We start from the raw sequence: 7,446 nt of genomic DNA, 5'->3' as shown, positions 1-7,446 counted from the left end.
GCGCCCGTACCGCGTCCGCGGGCGCCACGCGCGTCGGCTCGTCCGCCCCCGCCAGCTCCGCCCGCCACGCGGCCCGCGTCGCCTCCACGTCCTGCCGGCCCAGCCATGCCAGGTACTCGCGGTAGGAGAGCGCCCGCGGCAGTGCGTTGCGGTCGCCGCCCGCCGCGTACGCCTCCGTCAGGTCATTGAGCATCGTCGACAACGACCAGCCGTCCAGAATGATGTGATGGGTTGTCATCACGAGGAGGTGGTGGTCCTCCCGCATCCGGACCAGCAGCAGCCGCAGCAACGGAGCCGCCGTCACATCGAAGCGCTCCGCCAGCTCGCTCTCCGCAAGCCGCGCCATCGCCGCCGACGCCTCTGCCTCGGGCAGCCCCGACAGGTCGGCCTCGTGCCACGGCAGCGTCACCTCGTGCGCGACGGCTTGCACCGCCTCGCCCGAGGCCAGTTGATGGAAGCTCGCACGCAGGCCCTGATGCCGTGTGAACACGGCCTCCCAGGAGGCCCGCAGGCGCGCGACGTCCAGCGGGCCCTCCAGGGCCAGCGCCCGCTGCCCTCCGTACACATCCGTCCCGGCGTCGTCGAAGGCGGAGTGGAACAGCAGCCCTTCCTGCAACGGCGACAGCGGCCATACGTCCACCAGCCCGGGCACCGCGGCCTCCAGCTCCTCCACGCCCTCCTGCGACAGGTCGACAAGGGGGAAGTCGGAGGGCGAGAAACCGCCGACGGTCGAACCCGCGGTGGCCACGGAACCCGCTGTGGCCACGGAACCCATGGAGGTCGCAGGGCCCGTGACGTGCGCGGCCAGGCCGGTCAGCACCGCCGCCCAGCCGTCCAGAAGCGCCCGCGCCGCCTCCTCGTTCAGCAACCGCTCCGGCCAGGAGAGGGTGAGCGCCAGTTCGGGGCCGCCACCTCCGGCTGGGTCGCGCACCATACCCAGAATCTCCAAGGCGTGCATGACGGGCAGTTCCCCGGCCGGATCCTGTCCGTCCGGATCCTGACCCTCCAAGCCCTGTCCGTCCGAGCCCTGTCCGTCCGCGGCCTCGCCGGGTCCGAACCTTCCCGGGTCGGTCTCGCCGGTCACGGTCCAGTCGCCCACCGGTCCCGACGCCTCGGTCTGAGCGGCAGGGACCCGGCCCAGGTAGTTGAACCCGATCTGCGCCGACGGCAGGTCGGCCAGTACAGGCGCGGTCTCCGCGTTGAGGCGGCGCAGCAAGCCATACCCCCGCCCGTCCCCAGGAACCGCCCTGACCTGCTCCTTTACGAGCTTCAGCACCCGGCCCGCAGCGGCGCCGCCCACCCGCACCTCAGCGAAATCGACCAGCCCCGCGTCGAGCCGCACCGGCCGGACACTGGTGAACCACCCCACCGTCCCCGACAGGTCCACCTCCGACGCCCGCCCATGCCCTTCCACATCCACCAGGAAGCCGCCGACCGGATCGCGGTCCGACCAATCACGTACCGCTACCGCCAATGCGGTCAGGAGTACGTCGTCCACCCCTGCGTGGAACGCTGCCGGGACGGTGGCGAGCAGAGCTGACGTCACGTCGACGGGCACCGACGCCGATACGCGCCGTACCGTCGCCTCGACGTCGCGGTTCGGGTCCACGGGCTGATCGGTCAGCAACGTGTCAGCGTCGCCCAACAGCTCGCACCACTCCGGCAGCTCCGCCGCGCGGTCGGGGCGGACAGCCTCCGCCGACAGCTCGCGCGCCCAGCGCCGGAACGATACGGGGACGGCATCGAGCACCGGCTCTCGCCCAGCGGCCAACTCCCTGTAGCCGTAGGCGATATCAGGCAGCAGCGTCTGCCAGGACACCGTGTCCACCACCAGGTGATTCGCGACCACCAACAGCCGCCCCTGCCGGCCCGGACCCGCGTCGAGCCACACCGCCTGAACCATTACACCGGCCGCCGGATCCAGCCGTCCGGCCGCCGTCCGCACCTGTTCGGCGAGCAGCTCCGGCCACCGCGCATCCATCGCCGACACATCCACCCGACGTACGAACCCGTCGGCGGGAACGGCGTCCGACACCACCAGTCGCCGGTCCGGCCGCACCTCCAACCGCGCCCGCAACACATCGTGACGGTCCATCACAGTTCGTACCGCACCGGCCAGCATCTCGAAGTCGGCATCGGGAGGCGTCACGAGCACGCTCGACTGGACCACTCGACCCACACCCTCCGGCCCGGCCCGGTCCAGCAGTTCGTGCATCACCGGAGTCAGGGGCACTTCGCCGACGCCGGGAACCTCATCGCGGAACTCCAGGCCGTCGACCACGGCTGCTACAGCCGCCAGTCCCTCCGGGGTCCGCTGCTCGAATACCTGACGGCTCGTGAGCACCAGGCCCGCACGACGGGCGTTCGACACCAGCAGCATCGACATGATCGAGTCGCCGCCCAGCCCGAAGAAACTGTCGTCGGCCCCCACCCGCTCCACGCCCAGCACCTCGCCGAACAGCGTGCACAGCAGCTCTTCCGTCGCACCGACCGGGGCTCGGCCCGCCCCCCGCTCGGCGAACTCCGGCGCGGGCAGCGCGGCCCGGTCGAGCTTGCCGTTGGCGGTCAGCGGCAACGCCTCCAGGGGTACGACCGTCGCCGGGACCATGTAATCCGGCAGACGGGCACCGGCGAACTCCAACAGCAACGCGCTGTCGAGAGCGAACGCACTGCCCGGCCCGTGGTGGGAGGAGGAGGGGGCGGCCGATGAGGCCGACGGGGAAGCAACCGCCACGACATACGCGATCAGCTGCTTCTCGCCCGGCCGGTCCTCCCGCACCACCACCGCCGCCTGGGCCACCTCCGGATGGGCGGCCAGCACGGATTCGACCTCGCCCGGCTCGACGCGGAAGCCTCGGATCTTGACCTGCTCGTCCGCGCGTCCTGCGAACTCCAACAGCCCGTCCGCCGTCCACCGGGCCAGGTCACCCGAGCGGTACATACGAGCACCCGGAGCAAATGGGCAGGCCACGAACCGCTCCGCCGTCAGATCCGCACGTCCCGCATAACCGCGCGCCAGCCCGGCCCCGGCCACGTACAGCTCACCCGTCACACCAGGCGGCACCGGCCTCAGGAAACCGTCCAGAACGAAGACCTGCGCGTTGCCGATGGGGCTGCCGATCGCGGGCGGCGCATCCTGCGGGCCGATACCTTCCGCCAGGAGTGTGGCCGTCGTGATCACGGTCGCTTCCGTCGGTCCGTAGGTGTTCCACACGCGCGCCCCGGCCCGCCACCGCGCCGCCAGGTCCGCGCTCAGCCGCTCCGCACCCAGCACCCAGTTCTCCACACCGGGCACGGAAGCCGGATCCAGCACACCCAGCAACGACGGAACGACGCTCGCCACGCTCACGCCCCCCGCCTCGATCATCCGGGCCAGCGCCTCCGGCTCCGTACGCTCCTCACTCGACGCGATCGCCAGCGCACCGCCCCCGCCCAAGGCCACCGCGACATCGAGCACGGCCGCGTCGAAGCTGAACGACGCGAACTGAAGCGCCGTCACCCCCTCCGCCACACCCAGCACCGGCCGCATGACCTCCGCCAGATTCGCCACACCGCCATGCGCTACCGCCACACCCTTCGGACGGCCCGTCGAACCAGAGGTATAGATCACATACGCCAACTGAGCCAGATGGGGGAGGCGTTGAAGGGGTTCGGACGATTCGAGGTTCACGGCTTCCGCCGCCTCATCCAGCACCAGCATCCTCGGCCCGGAGGGCGCCTCGGCCACTGTCCGCGTAGTCGCCACTACGACGGCCACCCCGCTGTCGGCAGCCATGTAGGCGAGGCGGTCCGCCGGATACTCCGGATCGAGCGGTACGTACGCGCCGCCCGCCTTCCACACCGCCAGCAGCCCCACCACCATGTCCACACCACGCGGCAGGCACAGGCCCACCCGCGACTCCCGCCCCACACCGAGCCGGACCAGATACCGGGCCAGCCGATTCGCCCGACCCTCCAACTCCCCATACGACAACACGTCGGAACCGCACCGCACCGCCACCGCATCCGGAGTCGAGCGAACCCAGCCGGAGAAGAGTTCCAGGACCGTCCCCGTCGACGTCGGCCGAGCGGTGGCGTTCCACTTCTCGACCACGGAGGACCGCTCCTCCGCGCCGAGGACGTCGATCTCGCTAACGCGGATACGGGCGTTGTCCGCGACCTGTTCCAGTACGCGCGCCAGCCGGTCCGCGAGGGCTTGGGCGGTCTTTTCGTCGAAGAGGTCGGCGGCGTACAGGATGCCGCCGTCCAGCCCGGCTGGCGATCCGTCCGCCGCGCGCCGCTCCCCCAGGGTCACCGACAGGTCGAAGTGCGCGGGCGGCGCCGTCATCGACTCCATCGGGTCCACCTGGAGGCCCGGCAGCTCCCATCGCGTCTCCGGCACGTTCCCGGCGGTCAGCATGACCTGGAACAGCGGGTTGCGGGCCATCGAGCGTACGGGGTTCAACTCCTCCACCAGGCGCTCGAACGGAATGTCCTGATGCGCGTACGCACCGAGGTCCCGCTCCCGCAGCCGCCCCAGCAGCTCGGCGAAGGACGGGTCCCCGCTCACGTCGGCGCGCAGCACGAGCGTATTGACGAAGAGCCCGACCAGGTCCTCCACGCGCGCGTCACCACGGCCCGCGACCGGGGTGCCCAGCGGGATGTCCTCCCCGGCGCCCATCCGCGACAGCAGCACCGAAACGGCCGCATGCATCACCATGAACATCGTCACGCGCCCGCGCCCGGCGAGTTCCACCAGCCGCGCGTGCGTCGCCGCGTCCACACGCACCGGCACACTGCCACTGCGGAACGACGGCACCGCGGGCCTCGGACGGTCCAACGGCAGAGCCAGCTCCTGCGGAACCCCCGCCAACACCCCACGCCAGTAGTCGAGCTGACCGCCCACCAGACTCTGCGGGTCGCCCAGTTCGCCCAGCGCGGCACGCTGCCACAGCGCGTAGTCCGCGTACTGCACCGGCAGCGGCTCCCAGCCCGGCGCGTGCCCGGTGTGCCGGGCCGCGTAGGCAGTTTGCAGGTCCCGTCCGAGCACGCCCATCGACCAGCCGTCGGACGCGATGTGGTGCGCCACGATCAGCAGCACCGATTCGGAAGGCGACAGCGTGAACAGCCTTGCTTGCCAGGGGAGTTCCGTACTGACATCGAATGCGTGACGGGTGTGTGCGGTGACGGTCTCCTCCAGCCGGTCCTCATCGGTCTCCACGGTGACGAGCCGTGGGCGTCCCGTCTCTCCGTGCAGCACCTGCTGATGCGGCACGCCGTCGACGTCCGGGAAGACCGTCCGCAGAGTCTCGTGGCGGTCGGCCACATCTCCGAGCGCCGCTTCCAGCGCCGCCACGTCCAGCTCACCCGAAATCCGCAGCGCCAGGCGCATGTTGTACGCGGCAGCGGCGGCCGGGCCGTCATCCATCCGGTTGAGGAACCACATCCGTTGCTGGGCGAACGACAACGGCAGGACGTCGGGCCTCTCCTGACGTTCCAGCACCGCGTCGTCCGTGCTGTGCGTGCCGTCGATCAGCCGGGCGACGCCTGCCACGGTCGGCGCGGCGAACAGCTCCTTGATGCTCACCGTCGCATCCAGCACGGACCGCACGCGCGCGATCAGCCGCATGGCAAGGAGCGAATCGCCGCCCAGTTCAAGGAAGTTGTCATCGGCGCTGATCTGTTCCAGCTCCAGGACCTCGCCGAACAGATTGCTCAGCACCTCTTCCGTCGGCGTCGCGGGCGCGCGCCCGCTCCTGGCCGCGAGGTCCGGCTCGGGCAGTGCGGACTTGTCCAGCTTGCCGTTGGGCGTGAGCGGCAGTGCGTCCAGCGGCACCACGGCCGCCGGGACCATGTGCTCCGGAAGGCGTCCGCCGGCGTAGTCGCGCAGCGCGGCTCCGTCGATCCGGTGGCCGGCGGCGGGGACCGCGTACGCGACGAGGCGCTTGGCGCCCGGCCGGTCCTCGCGGACCACGACCGCCGCCTGGTCGACGGTGTCGTGCGTGGCGAGGACGGCCGCGATCTCGCCGGGCTCGACGCGGAAGCCCCGGATCTTGACCTGCTCATCCGCGCGTCCCGCGAACTCCAACTGCCCGTCAGTCGTCCACCGGGCGAGGTCGCCCGTGCGATACATGCGAGCGCCAGGCACGAACGGGCAGGCCACGAACCGCTCGGCGGTCGGCCCCGGGCGGCTCACATAGCCGCGCGCGAGCCCGGCCCCGGCCACGTACAGCTCACCGGTCATGCCGGGCGGCAGCGGGCGCAGGAAGCCGTCCAGGACGAAGGCCCGGACATTGCCGAGCGGGCGGCCGATCGCGGGCGGCGCGTCCTGCGGGCCGAAGCCCTCCGCCAGCAGTCCGGCCGTCGCGATCACGGTGGCCTCGGTCGGCCCGTACGCGTTCCACAGCCGCGCCCCGGCCCGCCAGCGGCTCGCCAGGTCGGGGGCCAGCCGCTCCCCGCCCACCAGCCAGTTCTCCACGGCGGGCACGGCTTGTGGGTCGAGCATGCCGAGCAGCGACGGCACGCCGTTCGCGACCTTCACGCCCGTACGGCGGATCATCTCCGCCAGCGCGGCGGGGTCCGTGCGCTCCTCGCCCGACGCGATGGCCAGCGTGCCGCCTCCGCCCAGGGTGACCGCCACGTCCAGTACGGAGGCGTCGAAGCTGAACGACACGAACTGAAGGGCCGTCACCCCTTCCGCCACGCCCAGCACCGGCCGTACGACCTCGGCCATGTTGAGCACGCCGCCGTGCGTCAGCGCGACGCCCTTCGGCCGTCCTGTCGAACCGGAGGTGTAGATCACGTTGGACGACTGGGCGGGGCTCGTCGGCAGCTTCAGCGGCGTTGCGTGCTCGGCGGCGAGCACCTGCTCGGTCGCGGCCGCGTCCAGCAGCACCGGCACCACGTCCGCGGCCCGTGTGGCTCCTGTGGCCCCTTCAGCCCCCTCTGTACCTGTACCTGTCCCTGCCCCTGCTTCGATTCCGGCCGAGGTTTCCTCCGCTGTCGCCGATGTGGTCAGGACAACCCTCGCGCCGCTGTCGGTGATCATGTAGGCGAGCCGGTCCGCCGGATACTCCGGATCGAGCGGTACGTACGCACCGCCCGCCTTCCACACCGCCAGCAGCCCCACCACCATGTCCACACCACGCGGCAGGCACAGCCCCACGCGGGATTCCCGCCCCACACCGAGCCGGACCAGATACCGGGCCAGCCGATTCGCCCGACCCTCCAACTCCCCGTACGACAACACGTCGGAACCGCACCGTACCGCCACCGTGCCCGGCGACCGTTCCGCCCGCTCCTCGAAGAGGTCGACCACGGTGCCCCGCGCCACCGGCCGGGCGGTGTCGTTCCACTCCCCCACCACGCGGGAGCGCTCGGCCTCGTGCAGCACGTCGATGTCGCCGACCCGTGCCGACGGGTCGGCGGCCAGCTGTTCCAGCACCCGCACCAGGCGGCCGACGATGG

The 7,446-nt window shown here is 71.5% G+C and carries 1 protein-coding gene; it reads right to left on the bottom strand.

Features of this window, described 5'->3' with window-relative positions; translation table 11 throughout:
- Positions 1–7,446 (bottom strand): amino acid adenylation domain-containing protein (locus ACFU99_RS25940; protein ID WP_384396027.1); only part of this gene is annotated, 7,446 nt, incomplete at both ends.

Origin of the sequence: Streptomyces sp. NPDC057654, assembly GCF_042800135.1 — a bacterium.
Taxonomy (GTDB): domain Bacteria; phylum Actinomycetota; class Actinomycetes; order Streptomycetales; family Streptomycetaceae; genus Streptomyces.
Note: the sequence above shows the minus strand (reverse complement) of the source record. Positions and strands in the feature narration are given on the sequence as shown.